20 protein-coding genes and 1 pseudogene are annotated in these 23435 nt (G+C 62.2%); 14 read left to right on the top strand and 7 right to left on the bottom strand.

The window, feature by feature from the left end; all coding sequences use genetic code 11:
- Positions 1–7: 7 nt before the first annotated feature.
- The 5 genes from bioD to bioB all read right to left on the bottom strand — a co-directional run bounded on the left by bioD (position 8) and on the right by bioB (position 4580).
- Positions 8–688, bottom strand: a complete 681-nt coding sequence (gene bioD / locus NTD84_RS18860) for a dethiobiotin synthase (protein WP_262168436.1) — start codon at positions 686–688, stop codon at positions 8–10.
- A complete protein-coding gene (gene bioC, locus NTD84_RS18865; protein WP_262168439.1) occupies positions 685–1509 on the bottom strand; it encodes a malonyl-ACP O-methyltransferase BioC in 825 nt (274 codons plus the stop codon). Before bioC ends, bioD begins: the two co-directional genes overlap by 4 nt.
- On the bottom strand, positions 1502–2233 hold the full coding sequence (locus tag NTD84_RS18870; RefSeq protein ID WP_262168441.1) for an alpha/beta fold hydrolase: 732 nt from the start codon (positions 2231–2233) through the stop codon (positions 1502–1504). The genes bioC and NTD84_RS18870 overlap by 8 nt, the downstream gene beginning before the upstream one ends.
- Positions 2226–3404: an 8-amino-7-oxononanoate synthase gene (gene bioF, locus NTD84_RS18875; RefSeq protein ID WP_262168444.1), complete on the bottom strand. Its 1179-nt coding sequence runs from the start codon at positions 3402–3404 to the stop codon at positions 2226–2228. Before bioF ends, NTD84_RS18870 begins: the two co-directional genes overlap by 8 nt.
- A gap of 120 nt (positions 3405–3524) precedes the next feature.
- Complete coding sequence (gene bioB, locus NTD84_RS18880) at positions 3525–4580, bottom strand: biotin synthase BioB (protein WP_262168446.1); 1056 nt, start codon at positions 4578–4580, stop codon at positions 3525–3527.
- A 92-nt stretch (positions 4581–4672) separates the two neighbouring features.
- On the opposite strand from bioB, the gene NTD84_RS18885 reads away from it, so the two are divergent.
- The 6 genes and pseudogenes from NTD84_RS18885 (at position 4673) to rarD (ending at position 10574) form a co-directional block, all read left to right on the top strand.
- Positions 4673–5413, top strand: coding sequence for a ComF family protein (locus tag NTD84_RS18885; protein WP_262168449.1), 741 nt, complete (start codon positions 4673–4675; stop codon positions 5411–5413).
- 185 nt (positions 5414–5598) lie between these two features.
- Positions 5599–6363 carry a TOBE domain-containing protein gene (locus tag NTD84_RS18890; protein ID WP_262168451.1) on the top strand — a complete coding sequence of 255 codons (765 nt, stop codon included), beginning with the start codon at positions 5599–5601 and terminating at the stop codon, positions 6361–6363.
- Between the two features lie 58 nt (positions 6364–6421).
- The gene (locus NTD84_RS18895) at positions 6422–8323 is read left to right on the top strand and encodes a PhoX family protein (RefSeq protein ID WP_262168454.1); all 1902 of its coding nucleotides are present in this window, start codon (positions 6422–6424) and stop codon (positions 8321–8323) included.
- Between the two features lie 204 nt (positions 8324–8527).
- Entirely contained in the window at positions 8528–9502 is a 975-nt protein-coding gene (locus NTD84_RS18900; protein WP_262168456.1) for a serine/threonine protein kinase, read from the top strand.
- A 3-nt stretch (positions 9503–9505) separates the two neighbouring features.
- Positions 9506–9616: pseudogene (locus NTD84_RS18905) on the top strand (outer membrane lipoprotein carrier protein LolA); the annotation flags it as partial.
- 70 nt (positions 9617–9686) lie between these two features.
- The gene (gene rarD / locus NTD84_RS18910) at positions 9687–10574 is read left to right on the top strand and encodes an EamA family transporter RarD (RefSeq protein WP_262168457.1); all 888 of its coding nucleotides are present in this window, start codon (positions 9687–9689) and stop codon (positions 10572–10574) included.
- A gap of 214 nt (positions 10575–10788) precedes the next feature.
- Here the strand turns inward: rarD and NTD84_RS18915 are convergent, their stop codons facing one another.
- Positions 10789–11307 (bottom strand): glycine cleavage system protein R, encoded by a 519-nt coding sequence (locus tag NTD84_RS18915; protein WP_262168459.1) that lies wholly within the window; start codon positions 11305–11307, stop codon positions 10789–10791.
- A 557-nt stretch (positions 11308–11864) separates the two neighbouring features.
- Here NTD84_RS18915 and NTD84_RS18920 point away from each other — a divergent pair.
- Positions 11865–14042, top strand: a complete 2178-nt coding sequence (locus NTD84_RS18920; RefSeq protein WP_262168462.1) for a malate synthase G — start codon at positions 11865–11867, stop codon at positions 14040–14042.
- Between the two features lie 170 nt (positions 14043–14212).
- On the opposite strand, the gene NTD84_RS18925 is transcribed toward NTD84_RS18920, so the two are convergent.
- Positions 14213–14659, bottom strand: coding sequence for a response regulator (locus NTD84_RS18925; RefSeq protein ID WP_262168464.1), 447 nt, complete (start codon positions 14657–14659; stop codon positions 14213–14215).
- Positions 14660–14914: 255 nt separating this feature from the next.
- Here NTD84_RS18925 and NTD84_RS18930 point away from each other — a divergent pair, with 255 nt between their 5' ends.
- From NTD84_RS18930 to NTD84_RS18960, 7 genes are all read left to right on the top strand, one after another.
- Positions 14915–16855 (top strand): putative nucleotidyltransferase substrate binding domain-containing protein, encoded by a 1941-nt coding sequence (locus NTD84_RS18930; RefSeq protein ID WP_262168466.1) that lies wholly within the window; start codon positions 14915–14917, stop codon positions 16853–16855.
- Positions 16852–17559, top strand: a complete 708-nt coding sequence (locus NTD84_RS18935; RefSeq protein WP_262168469.1) for a PolC-type DNA polymerase III — start codon at positions 16852–16854, stop codon at positions 17557–17559. Before NTD84_RS18930 ends, NTD84_RS18935 begins: the two co-directional genes overlap by 4 nt.
- Positions 17560–17798: 239 nt before the next feature.
- Positions 17799–18317, top strand: a complete 519-nt coding sequence (locus tag NTD84_RS18940) for an RNA polymerase sigma factor (protein WP_262168471.1) — start codon at positions 17799–17801, stop codon at positions 18315–18317.
- A complete protein-coding gene (locus tag NTD84_RS18945; protein ID WP_262168474.1) occupies positions 18314–19285 on the top strand; it encodes a FecR domain-containing protein in 972 nt (323 codons plus the stop codon). Before NTD84_RS18940 ends, NTD84_RS18945 begins: the two co-directional genes overlap by 4 nt.
- Positions 19286–19520: 235 nt before the next feature.
- Complete coding sequence (locus tag NTD84_RS18950) at positions 19521–21950, top strand: TonB-dependent siderophore receptor (RefSeq protein WP_262168476.1); 2430 nt, start codon at positions 19521–19523, stop codon at positions 21948–21950.
- Between the two features lie 72 nt (positions 21951–22022).
- Entirely contained in the window at positions 22023–23153 is a 1131-nt protein-coding gene (locus NTD84_RS18955) for a PepSY-associated TM helix domain-containing protein (protein ID WP_262168478.1), read from the top strand.
- Positions 23150–23329 (top strand): hypothetical protein, encoded by a 180-nt coding sequence (locus NTD84_RS18960; protein WP_262168479.1) that lies wholly within the window; start codon positions 23150–23152, stop codon positions 23327–23329. The genes NTD84_RS18955 and NTD84_RS18960 overlap by 4 nt, the downstream gene beginning before the upstream one ends.
- The last annotated feature ends 106 nt before the right edge of the window (positions 23330–23435 follow it).

A 23435-nucleotide genomic window follows, 5' to 3' on the forward strand; every position in this document is an offset into this window, starting at 1 on the left:
CAAAGCCTTAGTCCAGCAAATCCAGCTGCAGGTGCTCGGCCACCGCCTCGGCCGTCACCAGCTTGAGTTTCGGCACCCGCCCCAGGCACGGCGCGGGGATCCGCTCGGCCAGCGTTGCCAGGTTTTCCTCCAGGCGCGAGGTCTTCGCGTCGATAATGTTGGCCACCCAGCCCGCCAGCTGCAATCCGTCTCGAGCAATCGCCTCCGCCGTCAGCAGCGCGTGATTGAGGCAACCCAGGCGCACACCGACCACCAGAATCACCGGCAGATTCAGCGCAATCGCCAGGTCCGACAGGTTGTCCTGATCCGCCAACGGAACACGCCAGCCACCCGCACCTTCGATCAGAGTGAAATCCGCCTGCAGTTCCAGGATTTGCCGCATCGGTGCCAGCAGCGATTGCACGGTCAACGCCACACCCGCCTCCCGCGCCGCCAGATGCGGGGCGATAGCCGGCTCGAACGCGACCGGGTTGACCTGCGCATAGGTCAGCGGCACCGAGCATTCCGCCAGCAGCGCCAACGCATCGGCGTTGCGCAAACCCTTGGGCGTGACGTCGCAACCCGAGGCCACCGGCTTGCCCGCCGCCGTGCTCAGGCCCGCCAGCCGCGCGGCATGCAGCAGACCGGCGGCGACGGTGGTCTTGCCGACATCGGTGTCAGTGCCCGTGATGAAATACGCTGCGCTCATAAGGGTTTCTCCAAAACGGCATACACCACTTGATAAGTCGCCGGCAGGCCCTCGGCCTGACGAAACTGCTCATAAGCTTGGACCAGGCCGAGAATCCGCGCGCGGCCGGTCAATCCACCCGGTCGCCCAGGGTTCAAGTTGTGCGCGCCCAGGGCCTTGAGTTCATGGGTCAGGCTGCGCACATCCGGATAATGCAGCACATGCGGACGGGTTTGCAGGCAGGCGACCCGCAAACCGCTAGCCGCACACAACTGCTGATAAACGCCAAATTCGCGGAAGCGGTTGACGTGGACCCTACCATCCACCTGTCCCCAACTGTCACGCAGTTCCGCCAGCGTGCCCACGCACAGACTAGCAAATGCAAAAACGCCGCCCGGTTTCAGAACCCGACGGGCTTCGCTGAGCACTGAGGCAAAGTCCGCACACCACTGCACCGCGAGGCTGGAGAAGATCAGGTCACAGGTCGAATCCTGCAGCGGCAAGCACTCGGCATCCCCGGCGATAAAATGTGTGGCGCCCCCCAACGGCCGCGCGTGAGCCAGCATACCTTCGGCGATGTCCAGCGCGACGCCGTCACCCGCCGGAAAACGCTCGCTCAGGTCCCGGCTGAAATGCCCGGTGCCACAGCCCAGGTCCAGCCAGCGACCTGGGACGAAGTCGTCCGGCAAACGGTTCAACAACTGGTTGCCGACATCACGTTGCAATTCGGCCACGCTGTCATAGCTGGCCGCCGCGCGGGAAAAGGAGGCTGCCACCTGACGCTTATCCGGCAAACCACCGGACTGCTGTGGAGGGGGAAGCGGAAGGGATAAATCAGTCATCACCGGACTCATGCAAAAAGGCCTGGATCGCCCCCGCCACACCGTGGGGATCTTCCAGAAGAAACGCGTGGCCGGCCTGTTCAATCAGACCGATTTCGACATCTGGCAGCAAGGCCAGCAACTCACCCGCAGCTTCGGCCGGCACCAGGCCGTCGAGCCCGGCGAACAGGTGCAGTTGCGGACCACGAAACGCTTGCAAGGCCTGACGGATGTCCAACTGTGCAAGCAACTCCAGGCTGCTCACCAACACCGGTACAGCACTGTTCGGCGCGCCGCCGAGCAGCAATCGCGACAGCCCGCGCGGGTCTTCGGCGCCCTGGGCGCAGAGCAGCGAAAAACGCTTCAACGTCATGCGCGGATCGGCCATGCAGCCGGCCAGGAACGCCTCGAAGGTTTCGCCGGGCATCGCGCTCGGCCATTGCTCATGGGCGACAAACGAGGGATTGCTCGCCAGGGTGATCAGGCCGCAACAGCGGTCGCCGCGACGGGCCGCCAGCTCGGCAGCGAGCATGCCACCGAGGGACCAGCCACCGAGCCAGGCGTCCTGAGGCACGCTCGCGTCGAGTTCGTCGAGCCACTCTTCAAGATCGCTGGACTCTAGCTCCGGCAGCGGTTCAATCTCGACCCGCAGGTGTTCATCCAGCCCTTGCAGCGCGGCCGCCAAAGGGTCCAACGGGGAAATCCCAAGGCCCCATCCGGGCAGCAGAATCAGGCGATCACGCATGGCTTGGCTCCGGTCCCAGTTGCTGAAAACAATCGGCCAGTCCATTCAACAATAGCTGCACCTGCGCTTCGCTGTGGGCAGCGGTCAGGGTCACGCGCAAACGGGCGCTGCCGGCAGGCACGGTCGGCGGGCGGATCGCGGTCACCATCAAACCGCGTTCGCGCAGCATCTGCGACAGCCGCACCGCACGCCCGTCGTCGCCGATCATGATCGGCTGGATCGGGGTGAAGCTGTCCATCAGCGCCAAGCCAATCTGCTCGGCGCCCTGGCGGAACTGACGGATCAGCGTGTTCAGATGCTCGCGTCGCCAGTGTTCGCTGCGCAGCAGTTCGAGGCTTTTCAGCGTGGCACAGGCCAGGGCCGGCGGTTGGCTGGTGGTGTAGATGTACGGGCGGGCGAACTGGATCAGGCTTTCTATCAGCTCTTCGCTGCCGGCGACAAACGCGCCAGCCGTGCCGAATGCCTTGCCGAGGGTGCCGACCAGCACCGGCACATCTTCCTGGCTGAGGCCGAAATGCTCGACGATCCCGCCGCCGTTGGCGCCCAACGGACCAAAACCGTGGGCGTCATCGACCATCAGCCACGCGCCTTTGGCCTTGGCTTGCCGGGCCAACGTCGGCAGGTCGGCGATGTCGCCGTCCATGCTGAACACGCCGTCGGTGACCACCAGCGTATTGCCGGTGGCCTTCTCCAGACGGTTGGCCAGGCTGGCCGCGTCGTTGTGCAGGTAGCGATTGAAGCGCGCGCCGGAAAGCAGGCCGGCATCGAGCAACGACGCATGGTTGAGCCGGTCCTCCAGCACCGTATCGCCCTGTCCCACCAACGCGGTCACCGCGCCGAGATTGGCCATGTAGCCAGTGGTGAACAGCAGCGCACGCGGGCGGCCGGTCAAGTCAGCCAGCGCCTCTTCGAGTTCATGATGTGGCGTGCTGTGGCCAATGACCAAGTGCGAGGCCCCGCCACCCACGCCCCATTTCGACGCGCCGGCACGCCAGGCCTCGATCACTTGCGGATGATTGGCCAGGCCCAGGTAATCGTTATTGCAGAACGCCAGCAATGGCTGACCGTCGACCACCACTTCCGGGCCTTGGGGGCTTTCGAGCAGTGGCCGTTGGCGGTAGAGATTGTCGGCACGACGGGCAGCAAGGCGTGCGGCGAGATCGAATGACATGCAGGCCTCAAGGGTCAGATTGCTGGAGCCGGCTGGCTGGCAATGCATCACCTCGAATATTCAAACAGACCGTGGTGACGCCATCGCCGGCAAGCCGGCTCCTACAGGGTTTCGCGTTGATCAGACGGCGGCGTTATAGAACATCTCGCTGCTCTTCTGCTCCACCAGCGCCTGTTCGATCGCTGCTTGATGCACTTCGTCAGCGTGCTCTTCGCGTGCTTCCGGCAGGATGCCCAGGCGCGAGAACAGTTGCATGTCCTTGTCCGCCTGTGGGTTGGCGGTGGTCAGCAGTTTGTCGCCGTAAAAAATCGAGTTTGCGCCAGCGAAGAACGCCAGGGCCTGCATCTGCTCGTTCATGGCTTCGCGGCCGGCGGACAGGCGCACGTGGGATTGCGGCATGAGGATGCGCGCGACTGCGAGCATGCGAATGAAGTCGAACGGGTCGATGTCCTCGGCGTTTTCCAATGGCGTACCGGCGACTTTCACCAGCATGTTGATCGGCACCGACTCCGGATGCTCCGGCAGGTTGGCCAGCTGGATCAGCAAGTTGGCACGGTCATCGAGGGACTCGCCCATGCCGAGGATGCCGCCGGAGCAGATCTTCATCCCCGAATCCCGCACGTAGGCCAGGGTTTGCAGGCGCTCGCTGTAGGTGCGGGTGGTGATGATGCTGCCGTAGAACTCCGGCGAGGTGTCGAGGTTGTGGTTGTAGTAGTCGAGGCCGGCCTTGGCCAGCGCTTCGGTCTGGTCCTGATCGAGACGACCGAGGGTCATGCACGTCTCCAGGCCCATGGCTTTCACGCCCTTGACCATCTCCAGCACGTACGGCATGTCTTTGGCCGATGGATGTTTCCATGCCGCGCCCATGCAGAAACGAGTCGAACCGATGGCCTTGGCGCGAGCTGCCTCTTCGAGGACCTTCTGCACTTCCATCAGCTTCTCTTTTTCCAGGCCGGTGTTGTAGTGACCGGACTGCGGACAATATTTGCAATCTTCCGGGCAGGCGCCGGTCTTGATCGAAAGCAGCGTGGAAACCTGGACGCGGTTGGCGTCGAAATGCGCGCGGTGCACGGTCTGCGCCTGGAACAACAGGTCATTGAATGGCTGAACGAAGAGTGCTTTGACTTCGGCCAAAGACCAGTCATGACGCAGGGTGGCAGAGGTGCTGGCGCTCATGGGCGTTTCCTTTGTTTTATGCTTGGCAAGCGTTCACGGGATGGAATACCCACAGACGCGACACGGATGTTCGGCATATTTAAGGAAGAGCGATGCGCTGTCAACCACAATACAAAGGACCGGTTTACATCTGGTTAAAAAACAAACAATCCTGTTTGCTCTGCGGCGAGTCGGCGGATGAAGCCACACCGATTTGCATGGCCTGTGAAACCGACCTGCCCTGGCTTGGCGATCACTGCGACACTTGCGCCCTGCCGTTACCCGCGGCGGGGCTGACCTGCGGCCAGTGTTTGCAGGAGCCGCCGGGCTTCGAGCGGGTGATTGCCCCCTGGACCTACAGCTTTCCGGTCGACAGCCTGATCACCCGTTTCAAGCACGGCGCGAAGTGGCCGTTTGGCCGGTTGCTCGCCGAACTGCTCGTCCAGTCCGTGCACCATCGATTTGAAGAAGGCCTGGAGCGGCCCGACGCCCTGGTCCCGGTGCCGCTCGCCGTCAAACGGCTGCGCCAGCGCGGTTTCAACCAGGCGGCGATGCTGGCCCGCTGGTTGAGCGCCGGCCTGGAAATCCCCTGCGACGAACAGCTGCTCAGACGGGTTCAAGACACCAGCGCGCAGCAGGAACTCAAGGCCGACGCGCGCAAAAAGAACCTGCGCAACGCCTTCGCCCTGATGCCCGATGCGTCGGTCAAAGGACGTCACCTGGCGCTGGTGGACGACGTGCTCACAACCGGCGCCACCGCTCAAGCACTGGCGCGTCTGCTGATGGCGGCGGGTGCTGCGCGGGTCGACGTCTATTGCCTGGCCAGGACACCTAAACCGGGTGACACCGCCTGACTCAAGCACACACAAAACCTGTGGGAGCGGGCTTGCTCGCGAAAGCGGCCTTTCAGTGCCGCCGATATTGACTGACACGCCGCCTTCGCGAGCAAGCCCGCTCCCACTGGATCACTGCCTGACTTGACTCCCGAGCCTCCAGCAGCCAACGTCATCGCCATCGTCACAGCCCAAAGCGCCCCGCCATGTCCTTGCCCACTTTATTGTCCCAGCACATCGTCCGCCGCCCGCAGCGCATCGCGTTGCTGCAACACATTGCCGAACAGGGTTCCATCACCCGTGCCGCGAAAAGCGCCGGGCTGAGCTACAAAGCGGCGTGGGACGCCATCGACGAACTCAACAACCTCGCGCAGAAACCGCTGGTGGAGCGAAGTGTCGGCGGCAAGGGCGGCGGTGGCGCCAAGCTGTCCAGTGAAGGCGAGCGCGTCTTGCGCCTGTATCAAAAACTGCAGACCCTGCAGGCCCAGGTGCTCGAAGCCGCCGAAGACGCCAGCGACCTCGATCTGCTCGGCCGCCTGATGCTCCGGACCAGTGCCCGCAATCAGTTGCATGGCACGGTCAGGTCGATTGAAGGCCAGGGGCGCAACGACCTGATCCGTCTCGAACTGGCCGGCGGCCTGATCCTCGATGCGCAGATCACCCACGACAGCACCCTGCGCCTGGAGCTGGAACCCGGCACCGAAGTCGTCGCCCTGATCAAGGCCGGCTGGCTCGACCTGCTGGCCATCGAAGCCCCTGTAATCCCGGGTCACAACGACCTGGCCGGCGTCATCGAGGAAATCCTCGACGCCGAGGACGGCCCCAGCGAAGTGCGCATCGGCCTGCCCAACGGCCAGACATTGTGCGCACTGGCTGAACCGCTCAACCTGCGAACCCGCGGCCTCGACGTCGGTAAAGCGGTACGCGTGCGATTCGCGGCGTCTTACGTGTTACTCGGTACACCGCTTTGAAACATAAGCGTCATTAACGCGCTTTAAGGTGACTGCAAAAACCCGCAGGGAGCCTGACATGAGCCTATTAGAAGACAACCAACCCACCGACCTCGAGAACATGGTCGGCCTCAGCCGTCGTGGCTTTATCAGCGCGGGCGCCTTGTGCGGTGCCGCGATGTTCCTCGGCGGCAACCTGCTGAGCCGCAGCGTGCTCGCGGCCAGCGTCAGCGCAGGCACCAGCAACCTGTTGGGTTTTGACAGCATCGCCTCCGCCACCAGCGACGCCATCACCCTGCCGCCGGGCTACAAGTCTTCGGTGCTGATCAGTTGGGGCCAGCCGCTGCAAAAGGACGGTCCGGCGTTCGACCCGAGCGGCAACGGCAGCGCCGAGCATCAGGAAGTCCAGTTTGGCGACAACAACGACGGCATGAGCCTGTTCGAGTTTCCCGGCGAAAAAGACCGCGCGCTGATGGCGATCAACAACGAATACACCAACTACCGCTACCTCTACCCCCACGGCGGCATGCCGCAGTCGGCGGAAGAAGTGCGCAAGGCGCTGGCCTGCGAAGGCGTGTCGGTGATTGAAGTGCAGCGCAAGAACGGCCAGTGGCAATTCGTCCAGGGCTCGCGCTACAACCGACGCATTCACGGCAACGCGCCGATCCGCCTCAGCGGTCCGGCAGCGGGCCACAACCTGCTGAAAACCAGCGCCGACCCGCACGGCAAAAATGTCCTCGGGACCTTCCAGAACTGCGCCAACGGCAAGACGCCGTGGGGCACCTACCTGACCTGCGAAGAGAACTTCACCGACTGCTTCGGCAGCAGCAACGCCGAGCAGAAATTCGACGCCGCGCAGAAACGCTACGGCGTGGTGGCCGCCAGTAAAGAGATCAACTGGCACCCACACGACGAGCGTTTCGACATGGCGAAAAACCCCAATGAACTCAACCGTCACGGCTGGGTGGTGGAAATAGACCCGTTCGATCCAAAATCAACCCCGGTCAAGCGCACCGCACTGGGCCGTTTCAAACATGAAAACGCCGCCCTGGCCGAGACCCGCGACGGTCACGCCGTGGTGTATATGGGCGACGATGAGCGCGGCGAATTCATCTACAAGTTCGTCAGCCGCGACAAGATCAACCACAAAAACCCGAAGGCGAATCGCGACCTGCTGGACCATGGCACCCTGTACGTGGCGCGTTTCGACGCGGGGGACGGCAATGCCGATCACCCGAAAGGCCAGGGCGAATGGATCGAGTTGACCCATGGCAAAAACGGTATCGACGCCAGCACCGGCTTTGCCAACCAGGCCGAAGTGCTGATTCACGCGCGCCTCGCGGCCACCGTGGTAAAAGCCACGCGCATGGACCGCCCGGAGTGGATCGTCGTCAGCCCCAAGGATGGCCAGGTCTATTGCACCCTGACCAACAACGCCAAGCGCGGCGAGGATGGGCAACCGGTGGGCGGGCCGAACCCGCGGGAGAAAAACGTCTACGGGCAGATTCTGCGCTGGCGCACCGACCGCGATGATCACGCCTCGAAAAGCTTTGCCTGGGACCTGTTTGTGGTCGCCGGCAACCCGGGTGTCCACGCCGACACGCCGAAGGGCGGCTCGTCGAACATCACGCCACAGAACATGTTCAACAGCCCGGACGGCTTGGGTTTCGACAAGGCCGGACGGTTGTGGATTCTCACTGACGGCGACACCAGCAATGCCGGAGATTTCGCCGGCATGGGCAACAATCAGATGCTGTGTGCCGACCCGGTAACCGGGGAGATTCGCCGCTTCATGGTCGGGCCGATCGGTTGCGAGGTGACGGGGATCAGTTTCTCGCCGGATCAGAAAACGCTGTTTGTCGGGATTCAGCACCCTGGGGAAAACGGCGGGTCGACGTTCCCTGAGCATTTGCCGAATGGCAAGCCGCGGTCTTCGGTGATGGCGATTACGCGTGAAGATGGCGGGGTCGTCGGCGCCTGATAGGCCCTCATCGCGAGCAGGCTCGCTCCCACAGGTCCTGATGTGCGGCAATTTTGAGTACACAACCGGACCAATGTGGGAGCGAGCCTGCTCGCGATGGCGGTGCCCCTGACACCGGACATCTCAACCCCAGCCACCATGAACAGCCCGTGTGCGCTACCATGCTTGGCCGGACGCGGCAGCCTGCTGCGCGCAGGAGTCAGCATGGCCCACCCGTTTGCAACCCTCACCCCAGACCTCGTGCTCGATGCCGTCGAAAGCATCGGCTTTCTCAGCGACGCGCGCATCCTGGCGCTCAACAGTTACGAGAACCGCGTCTATCAGGTCGGCATCGAAGACTCCGAGCCCCTGATCGCCAAGTTCTATCGCCCGCAACGCTGGACCAACGAAGCGATTCTCGAAGAGCACCAGTTCACCTTCGAACTCGCCGAGTGCGACGTGCCCGTGGTGGCGCCGATGATTCACAACGGCGCCAGCCTGCACGAACACAACGGTTTTCGTTTCACCCTGTTTCCTCGTCGTGGCGGCCGCGCGCCGGAGCCGGGCAATCTCGACCAGCTGTATCGCCTCGGCCAGTTGCTCGGCCGCCTGCATGCCGTGGGCGCGACCAAACCGTTCGAACACCGTGAAGCGCTGGGTGTGAAGAACTTCGGTCATGACTCGCTGACGACGTTGCTCGAAGGCAATTTCATCCCCAAGAGCCTGCTGCCGGCTTACGAGTCCGTGGCCCGCGACTTGCTCAAGCGCGTCGAAGAGGTTTACAAGGCGACGCCGCACCAGAACATCCGCATGCACGGCGATTGCCACCCCGGCAACATGATGTGCCGCGACGAGATGTTCCACATCGTCGACCTCGACGACTGCCGCATGGGCCCCGCGGTGCAGGACATCTGGATGATGCTCGCCGGCGATCGTCAGGAGTGTCTCGGTCAGTTGTCGGAATTGATGGACGGCTACAACGAGTTTCACGACTTCGACCCGCGGGAACTGGCCCTCATCGAACCACTGCGCGCGTTGCGTCTGATGCACTACAGCGCCTGGCTCGCCCGCCGCTGGGACGACCCGGCGTTCCCGCACAGTTTTCCGTGGTTTGGCAGTGAGCGGTATTGGGGTGATCAAGTGCTGGCGTTGCGCGAGCAACTGGCTGCGCTCAACGAAGAGCCGCTGAAACTCTTCTAAACACCACCGCCCCCTGTAGGAGCGAGCTCGCTCGCGAGGGTCGTCAACGATAACGCGGGGAACCTGATGCCCCGCGGTGTTCTCAGGTTTTTCGCGAGCAAGCTCGCTCCTACAGAAACCAGCACATCCGAGAAAATCTCCTTACAATCCTTTTTTTTGTTAGCTGCCTAAGCAAGGATTCTGCATGCAAGCCGCCAACCCGCGTCGCGGGTACATCCTGGGCCTGAGTGCCTACATCATCTGGGGACTGTTCCCGATCTACTTCAAAGCCATCGCCAACGTGCCGGCGGTGGAGATCATCATCCACCGCGTGCTCTGGTCAGCGCTGTTCGGCGCCCTGTTGCTGATGGTCTGGAAGCATCCCGGCTGGTGGCGCGAGTTGCGGGACAACCCGAAACGCCTGGCGATCCTTGCCCTGAGCGGCACGCTGATCGCGGCCAACTGGCTGACGTACGTGTGGTCGGTGAACAACGGGCGCATGCTCGAGGCCAGCCTCGGTTACTACATCAACCCGTTGGTCAACGTATTGCTGGGCATGCTGATTCTCGGTGAACGGCTGCGGCGCATGCAGTGGATCGCGGTGGGGCTGGCGGCGGTCGGCGTGGCGCAACAGGTGTGGCAGGTCGGCAGTTTGCCGTGGGTGTCGCTGGTGTTGGCGCTGACGTTTGGTTTCTACGGTTTGATCCGCAAGCAAGCGCCGGTCAAGGCCCTGCCCGGCCTGGTGGTGGAAACCTGGATGCTGGTGCCGATTGCGATTGCCTGGCTGCTGTTCAATCAGACGGCCACCAGCGCCCAACCGGAGTTCTGGACCACATCCGAAGCCTGGTGGCTGGTCGCCGCCGGACCGGTGACGCTGGTGCCGCTGGTGTGTTTCAACGCCGCTGCGCGGCATTTGCCCTACACGACGTTGGGATTTCTCCAATACATCGCGCCGACGCTGGTATTGCTGCAGGCGGTACTGCTGTTTGGTGAACACTTATCCTCCAGCACGCTGGTGGCGTTTATCTTTATCTGGGCCGGGTTGGCGGTTTACAGCGTCGATGCGTGGATAAGTCTGCGCCGGCGCACCTGATCAAAAATCGTACAAACCTCTACAGGCCACGCGCTGTGTGGCCTGCAGGCACCTTTCCCAAGGTTATCCACAGCGTGATCCCCGCCGTTTGTGCGCAACTCGTTGAAACTGATGGTTTTTTGATCAGACACTGAAGAAGCCCGGCCGGCGTGGGCTGGCGGGCTGTCTCTACAGGTTATCCACAGGCAGGTGCACGTTTAACTTGGATAACCTGTCAGGGCTCGCTGCGCAGGACCAATTCCACCATCAAATCGTCCGCCAGGGTTTCCAGGCGCGTCTGCAACACATCCAGCGACAGGGTCAGCGGCACAGCAAGGATTGCTTCGGCATGAAACAGCGGCTCGCTGCTCATCGGTGCCGGCCGCACTTCGGTCACCAGACGCTCCAGGTTCACGCCCTGTTCACTCAACAGGCGCGTGATGTCGCGCACGATCCCCGGCCGATCATTGCCCACCAGTTCCATAGCGATCGGTTTCCAGGTGCAGGACTGCTCGATACCGCTTTCGGCAATCAGCACGCGAATGCCATGGGCGGACAGTCCCTGCAGGGCATCGACCAATTCGTCGTAGGCCTCGGCTGGCACCCCCACCCGCAGAATCCCGGCAAACTGCCCGGCCATGCGTGACATGCGGCTTTCCAGCCAGTTGCCGCCGTGCTCGGCAATGCACTGGGCGATGCGCTCGACCTGCCCGGCCTTGTCCGGTGCGAATACGGTGAGTACGAGGTGGTCCATGGCGCAGCCCTCTTTTGTTATTGAATGGGAAGTATAGGCAAGGGTTTACAGATGCTTTGGGCAGACCCGGACCAATGTCGACCGGACGGGCCTCATCGCGGGCAAGCCCGCTCCCACAGGGCATGCACAACCTGTGGGAGCGGACCTGCCCGCGATGAATTCCCTCACTGGAACCGACGAGACACACAAATCGTGTACAAGTTTTTATATTTAACTGGAACAATCCGATGGTTTTTTGAGAACATCCCGTTCCGCGACGTGACTGCAATGCGTCATGGGGTCGCAGAACGACGTAATTAGTCTAATTTTCACAAGCGCAATTCATCATGTAGTATGCCGCAGCGCACACTACATAACGTTGGATCGATGTCTGCCCCAGGCGCAGTCGCAGCCCTGAAAGCCCTGTCAGCAAGGCCTCAACGCCGTTGATCGGTTCCATTCCAGCCGCCCGAAATGGCATGTACTGGTGGAAGGGGTTTGTGGTTTAAATAGCCCGAGGCTTCATTGTTAATTTGAAGAGCTGAAAAGCGAAATAGCTGAGCAGAGTGAGGCAAGCAATGACTGAACACGTTCAAGTCGGTGGCCTGCAGGTCGCCAAAGTCCTGTTCGACTTCGTGAACAACGAAGCCATTCCCGGAACCGGCCTCACCGCCGATCAATTCTGGGCCGGTGCCGACAAGGTCATTCACGACCTGGCGCCGAAGAACAAAGCCCTACTCGCCAAACGCGATGATTTCCAGGCCCGTGTCGATGCCTGGCACCAGGAACGTGCCGGCCAGGCGCACGACGCCGTGGCTTATAAAGCCTTCTTGCAAGACATCGGTTATCTGCTGCCAGAAGCGGCTGATTTCCAGGCAACGACGCAAAACGTCGATGATGAAATCGCCCGCATGGCCGGCCCGCAACTGGTGGTGCCGGTAATGAACGCACGCTTCGCGCTCAACGCCTCGAACGCCCGCTGGGGTTCGCTGTACGACGCGCTCTACGGCACCGACGCCATCAGCGAAGCTGGCGGTGCGGAAAAAGGCAAAGGCTACAACAAGGTGCGCGGCGACAAGGTCATCGCCTTCGCCCGCGCCTTCCTCGACGAAGCCGCGCCGTTGGCCGCGGGCTCTCACGTCGATTCCACCGCCTACAAGATCGTTGACGGCAAACTGGTGGTCGCCCTCAAAGGCGGCAGCAACAGCGGCCTGCGTAACGATGCACAGCTGATCGGTTTCCACGGCGATGCGACGGCACCGACCGCGATCCTGCTGAAAAACAACGGCCTGCACTTCGAGATCCAGATCGACGCCAGCACTCCGGTCGGCCAGACCGATGCGGCCGGCGTCAAAGACATCCTGATGGAAGCCGCGCTGACCACCATCATGGACTGCGAAGACTCCGTCGCCGCCGTCGATGCCGATGACAAAGTGGTGATCTACCGCAACTGGCTCGGCCTGATGAAGGGTGACCTGTCGGAAGAAGTCTCCAAGGGTGGCAAGACGTTCACTCGCACCATGAACGCCGACCGCACTTACACCGGCGTCGATGGCAAGGAACTGAGCCTGCACGGTCGTTCGCTGTTGTTCGTGCGCAACGTGGGTCATCTGATGACCATCGACGCGATCCTCGACAAAGACGGCAACGAAGTGCCGGAAGGCATTCTTGACGGTCTGGTGACCTGCCTCGCAGCGATCCACAGCCTCAACGGCAACAGCTCGCGCAAGAACAGCCGCACCGGCTCGGTGTACATCGTCAAGCCGAAGATGCACGGTCCGGAAGAGGCCGCGTTCACCAACGAGCTGTTCGGTCGCATCGAGGATGTGCTCGGCCTGCCACGCAACACCCTGAAAGTCGGGATCATGGACGAGGAGCGTCGCACCACGGTCAACCTCAAGGCTTGCATCAAGGCGGCCAGCGAGCGTGTGGTGTTCATCAACACCGGCTTCCTCGATCGCACGGGCGACGAAATCCACACGTCCATGGAAGCCGGCCCGATGGTGCGCAAGGCGGACATGAAGGCGGAGAAATGGATCGGTGCCTACGAAAACTGGAACGTCGATATCGGCTTGAGTACCGGCCTGCAAGGTCGTGCGCAGATCGGTAAAGGCATGTGGGCGATGCCCGACCTGATGGCGGCGATGCTCGAACAGAAAATCGCTCACCCGCTGGCCGGTGCCAACACGGCCTGGGTTCCGTCGCCCACTGCGGCGGCGCTGCATGCGCTGCACTACCACAAGGTCGACGTATTTGCCCGTCAGGCCGAACTGGCCAAACGTCCCCGCGCCTCGGTCGACGACATCCTGACCATCCCGCTGGCGGTAAATCCGGGCTGGACCGCGGAGCAGATCAAGAACGAACTGGACAACAACGCCCAGGGCATTCTCGGCTACGTGGTGCGCTGGATCGACCAGGGTGTCGGTTGCTCGAAAGTGCCGGACATCAATGACATCGGCCTGATGGAAGACCGCGCCACGCTGCGGATTTCCAGCCAGCACATCGCCAACTGGCTGCGTCACGGCATCGTCACCGAGGCACAGGTGATGGAAAGCCTCAAGCGCATGGCGCCGGTGGTCGATCGTCAGAACGCCAATGACGCGCTGTACCGTCCGCTGGCACCGAACTTCGACAGCAACATCGCCTTCCAGGCGGCGGTCGAACTGGTGATCGAAGGCACGAAGCAGCCGAACGGCTACACCGAGCCGGTTCTGCACCGTCGTCGTCGCGAGTTCAAGGCTGCCAATGGCCTGTAACTGAGCGTTGATGCCGGACAAAAAAGGCCCTGATCTTTGGATCAGGGCCTTTTTTTGGCGATCCCGTGGGGGCGGGCTTGCTCGCGAAGGCGCCAGCATACTCAACATTGGGGTTGGCTGACCCACCGCGTTCGCGAGCAGGCTCGCTCCCACATGGGAATGTGAAAAGCTTAAGGCTCCATCCCCAACTCATGCTTGACCAGCGCCAGCAGCTTATCGGTATCGATCGGCTTGAGCAGGAAATCCACCACGCTCAAATGCATCGCGGCAATCGCATCCTTCACGTCGGCATCGCCGGACACAATGATGATCGGCATCGCCGCCCGTACCGACTCACGCACCTGCCGAATCAATTCCAGACCATCAACATGCCCCATCCGCAGGTCGGTGATCACCAGGCCGATCGAGGGTTTTTCGTCCAGCATCTTCAGGGCGGTTTCGCCACTCGCGGCGGTCATGCAGCGGATGCCATCCAGACCCAGTATTTCCGATAGCAGCTCGCGGGCGTCCTTATCGTCATCGACGATCAGCACCCGTTGCGGCGGCAGGTCGGGCTCCAGCATGACGGCACTCAGCGCCTCGCGCTCGGCGTCACTCAAAATATCGTGGTCGGACATGGCTTTCTCTAGATATTCAAATTCTTTCCCTAGCACAGTGGTGAGACATCGCTAAGCAGACCTTCTAATGTGCACTTCGTCGGATTTATTTCCTATAGGGGAAAGGATAGGTTCATCCAGAAATTACGTAGGGTATTTCCGAAATTTCATCGTCCGCAGGCCCGACCTAGACTTACGTCCAATGGGCACCCCGGGCTCGGGGGCCGACCATGGCCGAGTCATCCGACAACAACAATTCGAAAAAAGACTGCGGTAATGGTTATGAGTAAAGCGGACGCCTTCACCCAGGCAGGGAAAACCGCGGTGTTGCAGAACATCCAGGGCACTTTGCAATTCCTTCAGCGCTTCCCGCCCTTCAATCAAATGGAACACGCCCACCTGGTTTACCTGGTTGAACAATGTCAGCTGCGTTTCTATGGGCCCGGCGAGAGCATCATCAAGCCCGCCGACGGCCCGGTTGAACATTTCTACATCGTCAAACAGGGCCGCGTCGTCGGTGAACGCCCGCACACCGCCAAGGGCGGCACCGAAACCACCTTCGAAATCACCACCGGCGAGTGCTTTCCCCTCGCCGCGTTGCTGGGTGAACGGGCGACCCGCACCGAACACCTGGCGGCCGAAGACACCTTCTGCCTGCAACTGAACAAGCTGGCGTTCATCAAGCTGTTCGCGCTGTCCAATGCGTTTCGCGACTTTGCCCTGCGCGGCGTCAGCAGCCTGCTCGATCAGGTCAACCAGCAAGTCCAGCAAAAAGCCGTGGAGACCCTCGGCACTCAATATTCGCTGAACACCCGCCTGGGCGAATTAGCCATGCGCCACCCGGTGACCTGCAGCCCGATCACGCCGTTGCGCGAAGCGGTGACCCTGATGCACGAACAGCAGGTTGGCAGCATCGTGGTAGTCAATGAGCACAAGGCGCCACTGGGGATTTTCACCCTGCGCGACCTGCGGCAGGTGGTGGCCGGCGGCACCAGCGACTTCAACGAAACCATCGAGGGCCACATGACCCGGGCGCCGTTTTTCCTGACGCCGGACCACAGTGCCTTCGACGCGGCGATTGCCATGACCGAGCGGCATATCGCCCACGTGTGCCTGGTCAAGGATCAACGCCTGTGCGGCGTGGTCTCGGAGCGCGACTTGTTTTCCCTGCAACGGGTGGACCTGGTGCACCTGGCGCGCACCATCCGCAGCGCCCAACGTGTGGAAAACCTGGTGGCGATACGCGGCGAGATCGGCCAACTGGTCGAGCGCATGCTTGCCCATGGCGCGTCGTCGACCCAGATCACCCACATCATCACCCTGCTCAACGATCACACCGTGTGCCGGGTGATCGAACTGACCCTCGCCGAGAAAGGCGACCCCGGCGTGCCGTTCAGCTGGTTGTGTTTCGGCAGCGAAGGCCGCCGCGAGCAGACGCTGCACACCGACCAGGACAACGGCATTCTGTTCGAGGCCCGGGACGCGGCGCACGCCGCCGAGATCCGCGGCAAATTGCTGCCCATCGCCCAACAGATCAACCAGAGCCTGGCGCTCTGCGGCTTCACCCTGTGCAAGGGCAACATCATGGCCGGCAACCCCGAGCTGTGTTTGTCCCGGGCCGAGTGGGCGCGACGTTTTTCGGCGTTTATTCGCGAAGCAACGCCGGAGAACCTGTTGGGTTCGAGCATTTATTTTGACCTGCGCGTGGTCTGGGGCGACGAGCAAAGCTGCGAGCAGCTGCGTCGGGGGATTCTCGATCAGGTGGGCGACAACCGTTTGTTCCAGCGCATGATGGCCGAGAACGCCCTGCGCAACCGTCCACCGGTAGGACGTTTCCGCGAGTTCGTGCTGGCGCGCAAGAATGGCGAGAAAGCCACGCTGGACCTGAAAATCCAGGGCCTGACGCCTTTTGTCGACGGCGCGCGATTGCTCGCACTGGCCCATGGCATCGAGGCTAACAACACCCTGGAGCGCTTCCGCCAACTGGTGGAAAAACAGGTGATCGAGCGGCTGGACGGCGCAGCGTACGAAGAGGCGTACCACTTCATCCAGCAAACCCGCATGCAGCAACATCAGCTACAGACCCGGGAGAATTTGCCCTACTCCAACCGGGTCGATCCCGACAGCCTCAATCATCTGGATCGACGAATCCTGCGTGAATCCCTGCGCCAGGCCCAACGCCTGCAAAGCAGCCTGACCCTGCGGTATCAGCTATGAGCCTGTTTTCCTGGCTGCGCCCGGCAGCGCCGATGTTGCCCGGTGAATTGCAGCAGCGCCTGAACAAGTTGCCCGCGCTGGCCGAATTGAGCAACTGCAGCCTGCGCGAGCAGCGCTGGGTGGTGCTGGACCTGGAAACCACCGGGCTCAATATGAACAAGGATCGGGTGCTGTCCATCGGTGCCGTGGTGATCGAGGACGGTGCGATCGACTTTAGTCAGCAATTCGAACGCACCCTGCAATGTGCTGACATGAAAGTGGCGCCCAGCGTGTTGATTCACGGTTTGGGCCCGAGCGCGATCGCCGCCGGCAGCGATCCGGCGCAGGCCCTGGTCGAGTTCATGGAGTTTGTCGGCGACAGCCCGCTGCTGGCGTTTCATGCACCGTTCGATCAGCACATGCTCGGGCGCGCGTTGAAGGATCATCTGGGCTACAAGCTGCAGCATTCGTTTCTGGATGTGGCGGAGATTGCGCCGCTGGTGTGCCCACAGGCGCAGATTCGCGAGGCGGGGCTGGATGAGTGGATCAACTGGTTCAAGCTCGAGGTGTTCGAGCGGCACAACGCCAGTGCCGATGCACTGGCCACCGCCGAACTGGCGCTGATCCTGTTCAGCCGCGCGCGGCAGCAACAGATCCATAGCCCATTGAATCTGCAGCAGCGGTTGAGTCAGTGGAAGCGCCGGCAACGGGCGCCCTCTTTCTAAATCTCCAGTGCTTTTGCGACCGTCATCGCGAGCAGGCTCGCCCCCACGAGGTTCTTCAGTAGACATGGATTGTGTGGATACCCAAGGCCACTGTGGGAGCAAACCTGCTCGCGATGAACGATAAGGCGCGACAAAGCCCTCCACATCACCTGACCAGTGGCCAATTGCTTACCTCCCCCGCCTCTGCCACAATCGCGAACAATTCTCGTTAGTTAACACTTCCCAATCGGTGATGCTGCGTGTCGTCAGTCCAAAGCCCCCACAGTGAGCTCGTCGGTGCGCTATATCGCGACCACCGCAGTTGGCTATTGGCCTGGCTTCGACGCAACGTCGCCTGCCCGCAACGGGCCGAAGACCTGAGCCAGGACACCTTCGTGCGTTTGCTGGGCCGCGATCAGTTGAACGAGCCGCGGGAGCCGCGAGCGTTTCTGGTGGCGATCGCCAAGGGCCTGCTGTTCGACTACTTCCGCCGCGCCGCGCTGGAGCAGGCGTATCTCACCGAGCTGATGCTGATCCCGGAAGCCGAGCAGCCGTCGGTTGAAGAACAGCAGATGATCCTCGAAGACCTGAAAAACATCGACCGCCTGCTCGGCAAACTGTCGAGCAAGGCCCGCGCCGCGTTTCTCTATAACCGTCTCGACGGCCTCAGCCACGGGGAAATCGCCGAGCGCCTGGGTGTGTCGGTACCGCGGGTGCGTCAATACCTGGCGCAAGGCATTCGCCAATGCTACGTCGCGCTGTACGGTGAGCCGGTATGACTCCGGTTAGCTCCAAACCCGTCTCGGCACAGGTGCTGGATGCGGCGATTGCCTGGCAGTTGTCGCTGGATTCCGCCAACCCGGTGGAACGCGAAGAGTTCGCCAAATGGCACGCCGCCCACGAAGAGCACGCCCGTGCGTGGCGCCAATTGGGCATGCTCGATCAGCGTTTCAGCGTGGCCAGCGGTCCGGCCCGCACCGCATTGCTGCAATCGCGCGAAGGCATCCGGCGTCGTGTGCGCAAACTGGGCAGTGGCGCGGCGAGCGTCGTGGCGGTCATTGGCCTGGCCCTGTTCGCCGGTGAGCGTTATCTGCCGGTCGACTATTGGCTGGCCGATCAACGCACTGCCACCGGCGAACAGCGCACCTTGCGCCTGAGCGATGGCACGGTGATCAACCTCAATACCCACAGTGCAGTGGACGTGCGCTTCGATGAGACGCGGCGACGCATCGTTCTGCAGGACGGCGAAATCCTCGTCGAAACCGGTCACGGCGACGCCCGGCCATTCATCGTCGAAACCCGCGAAGGCAGCATGCGCGCGCTGGGTACGCGATTCCTGGTCAAGCGCGAGGACCAAGGCACACGCCTGAGCGTGTTGAAGTCCGCCGTCGCCGCCCACCCCGAATCGAGCCCGGAAGAACAGATCCTGCGCGAAGGCCAGCAAGTGTTGATGCGCAACAATGGCCTCGGGCCGATCGTTGCGCTGAATGTCGGCGCCGACGCCTGGACCCGCGGCATGCTTGTAGTGGACAACGCGCGCCTGGAGGACCTGGTGCAGGAGCTTGGCCGTTATCGTCGCGGGCATCTGGGCGTCTCGCCGGAGGTTGCCGACCTGCGGATTACCGGCAGCTTCCCGTTGCATGACACCGATCTGGCGTTGAGCGCGCTGCTGCCGACGCTGCCGGTGCAGATCGAACAGCACACGCAGTGGTGGGTAACGGTCGCGAAGGCTGACGTTAAGCCCTGATTTAAGTGGTGTCTGGTCTGGCGCCTTCGCGGGCGACCCCGCTCCCACAGAGTTTTTGTGTCGTACACAAAATTCCCGTACGACACGGCACCTGTGGGAGCGGGCTTGCCGGCGAAGAGACCATAAACCGCACCACCATTGCTGAATCGAAATTATTTTCATCCAGCCCTATCACATTTGAATTTTCGTCCGGCACATAGGCAATTGAGAAGTATTCCCTTTCAGGAGCCGCCGTATGTCACGTTCGCTAGACACCTTGTTGCGCCCCAGTTTGCTGGCGGTCGCCATCGCCCTTTGCACCCCGTTGGCCAGCAGCCCGCTGATCGCCGCTGAACAGGCTTCCAGCGTGCGCGCCTACCAGCTGCCGGCAGCGCCACTGGCGAGCACCCTGAACCAGATCGCCAGCCAATCCGGCCTCGCGCTGTCGCTGAACCCGGCGCTGGCGGCGGGCAAGACCTCGGCACCGGTCGACGGCCAGTACGACGCCGCCGGCGCCTTGCGCGCAGCCTTGCGTGGCACCGGCCTGCAACTGGAGCAGAGCAGCACTGGCACCTACAGCCTCGTCGCGGTGCCTGAAGGGGTGATGGCGCTGCCGGAAACCGCGATCATCGGCGTGGAAAACACCGAAAGTGCCTGGGGTCCGGTAGAAGGTTTTCTGGCCAAGCGCACCGCCGCCGGGACCAAGACCGATACCGCGCTGGTCGAAGCGCCGCGTTCGATTTCGATCGCCACCCGCCAGCAAATGGACGACCGCAGCGTACACAGCCTCGACGACGCCGTGCGCTACATGCCCGGGATCACGGCCAGCAGCTACGGCAGCGACACCCGCGCCGACTGGTTGCGCGTCCGTGGCTTCGAGCCGACCCAGTTCCTCGATGGCCTGCCACTGCCGAAAGGTGTGTACGCCAACCCGAAACAGGAAACCTGGAACCTTGACCGCCTCGCCCTGCTGCGCGGTCCGGCCTCGTCGATCTATGGCCAGACTCCGCCGGGCGGTTTGCTCGATATGGTCAGCCGCCGTCCCAGCGCCGAGTCGAGCAACGAAATCCAGGTCCAGTACGGCAGTGACAATCACCGTCAGATCAACTTCGCCAGCACCGGCAAGATCGATGAAGAAGGTCAGTTTCTCTACGGTCTGAGCGGCGTAGTGCGTGACAGCGGCACGCAGATCGATCACGTCGACAACAAGCGCTACAACATCGCACCGAGCTTGACCTGGAACATCGACGACGACACCAAATTCACCCTGCTCACGCAATTCACCCGTGACGATACCGGCATCACCAGCCAGTTCCTGCCAGTCCAGGGCACCAGGATCCATTCGCCGCTTGGCGAAATTTCCCATCACAAAAACCTGGGTGACCCCGACTGGGAATACTACGACCGCACCTACTACGCGTTGGGTTACGCGTTTGAACACCGCCTGAATGATGTCTGGCAGTTCAAACAGAACCTGCGTTACACCAAGTCGGACCTGTCATTCCAGGCCCTCACCCCTGGCGCCTATCCGTTCACCCAGGTCGATGCCAACGGTAATGTCGGCCGTACCAGTACCACCACCGACGAAGACATCAGCCAGTTCGCCGTGGACAACAACTTCCAGGCCGACTTTGCCACCGGCGACATCCGCCATACCCTGTTGATCGGCCTCGATCACCAACGCAGCAATAACAACTACACCTCGATTTTCGGCGATGGCCTGACCACTAACGTCATCACCCCGATTTATGGTCAGCCGATCGTTCGGCCGCCGCGCTCCTCTGCGTTCTACGACTACAACCAGAAGGTCTACCAGACCGGCCTGTATGTTCAGGACCAAATGGCACTGGACCAATGGCGCCTGACCCTCGGCGGTCGTGAGGACTGGGTGCATGCCAGCACCAGGTTCATCAACAAGGGCGATGCCACCAGCACCGAGCGCGATAGCAAGTTCAGCGGCAACGCCGCGATCAGCTACGTGTTCGACAACGGTATCGTGCCGTACCTGTCGTACGCCGAGTCGTTCCAGCCGACCAGCAATGCCACTTCCTCGCCATCCGATTCCTTTAAACCCACCGAGGGCGAGCAGTGGGAACTGGGCATCAAGTACCAGCCACCGGGCAGCAATACCTTGCTGACCGCGGCGATCTACGACCTGACCCAGAAAAACGTCTCGGTCACCACCACCAACTCGAGCGGCGTCTCGATCACCAGCCAGACCGGTGAAGTGAAGGTCAAGGGCCTGGAGCTGGAAGCTGTTTCCGACGTGACCGAAAACCTCAAGGTCATCGCGGCCTACACGCTGGCCAAGTCCGAAGTGCAGAAAGGCGACTTCAAAGGCAACCGCCTGCAATTGATGCCCAACCAGCAGGCTTCGCTCTGGACCGATTACACCTGGCACAACGGCGTCCTGGATGGCTTCGGTGTCGGCGGCGGCGTGCGCTACACCGGCAACACCTACGGCGACCAGGGCAATACCGAGCTGGGCAAGGCCAATGCGTACACCGTCTTCGACGCCTCGGTCCATTACGACCTGGGTCGTCTGGACAACAGCCTGAAAGGTGCGTCCCTGGCACTGAACGCGACCAACCTGTTCGACAAGGAATACATCTCCACTTGCGACAGTTTCTACTGCTACTACGGCGACACCCGCAGTGTCGTCGCCAGTGCCACCTACAAGTGGTAAACGCTTGATTTGATACCCGCTGCAACCAGGCCGTCCTTCATGGACGGCTTTGGTATTTCTGAAGGCTATGAAATGAAAAGCAAAACAATTCGTCGCTGGTCCTTCGTCCACACCTGGACCAGCCTGATCTGCACGGTCTTCCTGCTGATGCTGGCACTGACCGGCCTGCCGTTGATCTTTCATCACGAGATCGATCACCTGCTGGGCGATGCCGCCGAGTTGAAAGCCCTGCCGGCCGACACCCCGCATCTGGATCTGCAGCAACTGGTGCAGGCGGCGGAAAAACATCGGCCCGGCGAAGTCATGCAGTATTTCGGCTTCGAAGACGACGAACCCAACGCCGCGATCGCGATCATGGCGGCCACCGCCGGCACCGAACCGAATTCGTCGCACACCTTCATGCTCGACGCCCGTACCGGCGAGGCGCTGGAGATGCCGTCCGCCAATGGCGGCTTGATGATGGTCATGCTGCGCCTGCACGTAGACCTGTTCGCCGGCCTGCCGGGCAAGCTGTTGCTGGCGTTCATGGGGATCCTGTTCGTGGCGGCGATCGTGTCCGGGACGGTGTTGTACCTGCCGTTCATGCGCCGGCTGAAATTCGCTACCGTGCGCCAGGACAAATCCACTCGCTTGCGCTGGCTCGACCTGCACAACCTGATCGGCGTGGTCACCCTGACCTGGGCGCTGGTGGTCGGCGTCACCGGCGTCATCAGCGCCTGCGCCGACCTGCTGATCGCCGCGTGGCGCAACGACAGCCTCAGCGCGATGGTCGCGCCGTACCGCGATGCCCCGCCGCTGACCCAACTGGCGCCAGCCACCCGCTTGCTCGACATCGCCAAGGACGTCGCGCCCGGCATGCAGCCGGACTTCATCGCGTTCCCCGGCACGCGGTTTTCCAGCGAGCACCATTACGCCGTGTTCATGAAGGGCAGCACGCACCTGACCTCGCATTTGCTGACGCCGGTGCTGATCGACGCCAGCACCCTGCAAGTCACCGCTGTGGCCGAACGGCCGTGGTACATGGACGCCATGGGCATGTCGCAGCCGCTGCACTTTGGCGATTACGGCGGCATGCCGATGAAAATCCTCTGGGCGACCCTGGATGTGCTGACCATCATCGTGCTCGGCAGCGGCGTCTACCTGTGGGTGGTGCGGCGCAAAGCCGCCAGGCCGGTGGCTGAACCGGTGGAGGCGAATGAATGAAGCCGCGGCAGTCGAACTTCTGGAAGGTCTTCACCGCCCCTGCCGTCATTGGCCTGCTCAGCGCGGCAGGGTTGTTCGCCGCGCTGCTCGGCGACGGCGTGTGGGATGCCTTGAGCTGGCTGGGTTTGGGTGTTCCGGCGGGCCTGGCCCTGCGTGGCCTGCTGCAACGCCGCTGACCTGCAGCGGCCCCCCATCCTGTGGGGGGGGGGGGGGGGGGGGGGGGGGGGGGGGGGGGGGGGGCGGCGGGGGGGGGGGGGGGGTGGGGGGGGGGGGGGGCGCGCC

It is taken from the genome of Pseudomonas sp. 14P_8.1_Bac3, assembly GCF_025466085.1.
GTDB lineage: Bacteria > Pseudomonadota > Gammaproteobacteria > Pseudomonadales > Pseudomonadaceae > Aquipseudomonas.